1 pseudogene is annotated in these 1,324 nt (G+C 64.9%); it reads right to left on the bottom strand.

Features of this window, described 5'->3' with window-relative positions:
• A pseudogene (locus H074_RS16730) lies at positions 1–1,251 on the bottom strand (hypothetical protein); the annotation flags it as partial.
• Positions 1,252–1,324: the final 73 nt, after the last annotated feature.

Below are 1,324 nucleotides of genomic sequence, written 5' to 3'. Positions count from 1 at the left end.
GCTGTCACCCTCACCCTCATTCTCGTGCCGCGAAAGCTCCCGCGACCGCGCCCGCGCCGCCTCCGCCTCCTCCACCACCCGAACAGGAACACCCCCACCCGCACCCCCCGCGACAGCAGCCCACAACACCACCACCTGGTTCTTGTTGATCAAGCCACCGGACAGTTCCGCGACCTCCGCCTGCGGCATCTTCCCGTGAAGCTTTCCCGCCCAGGCATTGATCCAGCCCCGGGCGACCACACTCGACCTCGCCCCCGTCCGGTCCTTCGGCTTCAGGGTGAAATCTGCCGGGAGGTCCCCTCGCGTGTTCAGGAAATCCCGGAACGTGCGGGGTCCCGTGCCATCCGGTGCAGGACGCCAGCCCACCACATCCACCGGCACACCCTCAGGAATCTCTGGCCGCTCAAGACTCTGCCACAGCCGGCTAACCTGAGCCTTACTGACCAAACCATCGGACAAATCCACGACGTCCGCCTGCATCATCTCCCCGTGCAAGTCTTCCGCCCAGGCATTGATCCAGTCCTGGGCCATCTGGCTCGTGCGCGGCCGGTTCCCCGATTTCAGGCCGAAACCTGCCGGCTGGGGCCGTGATTCCAGGAAAGCCCTCAACGTCCGCAAACCGGTACCGTCCTTCGCGGGACGCCACCCCACCACCTCAGGCCGGGTCAGCACCCCCGGCACCGAAGAACCACCACCCCCAGGAACATCCCCCTCCAGCACCCCCGCGTCCGGCTCATCCGCGATAGCTCCCCACAACACCCCCACCTGATTCTTACCGATCAAGCCATCGGACAGTTCCCAGACGTCCGCCTGCGACATCTTTCCGTAAAGCTTTTTCGCCCAGGCATTGATCCAGCCCTGGGCGACCGCACTCGTCCTCGACCCCGTTCGACCCTTCGGCTTCAGGGTGAAACCTGCCGGGAGGTCCCCTCGCGTGTTCAGGAAATCCCGGAACGTCCGGGGTCCCGTGCCATCCGGTGCAGGACGCCAGCCCACCACATCCACCGGCACATCCTCAGGAATCTCTGGCCGATCAAGACGCCGCCACCGCCGGCCAACCAGAGTCTGACTGAGCAGATCACCGGACAGTTTCGCGACCGCCAGATGCGACATATTTTCTCCGTGCAGGTCTTCCGCCCAGGCATTGATCCAGTCCTGGGCCATGTTGTTCAAGCGCGTTCGATCCTTCGTTTTCAGGCCGAAACCTGCCGGGTGGGGCCGTGATTCCAGGAAAGCCTTCAACGTCCGCAAACCGGTGCCGTCCTTCGCGGGACGCCACCCCACCACCTCAGGCCGGGTCAGCACCCCCGGCACCGAAGAACCA

The sequence above is a fragment of the Amycolatopsis decaplanina DSM 44594 genome (assembly GCF_000342005.1).
Taxonomy (GTDB): Bacteria; Actinomycetota; Actinomycetes; order Mycobacteriales; family Pseudonocardiaceae; genus Amycolatopsis; species Amycolatopsis decaplanina.
This window is presented reverse-complemented; position numbering and strand designations above follow the sequence as displayed.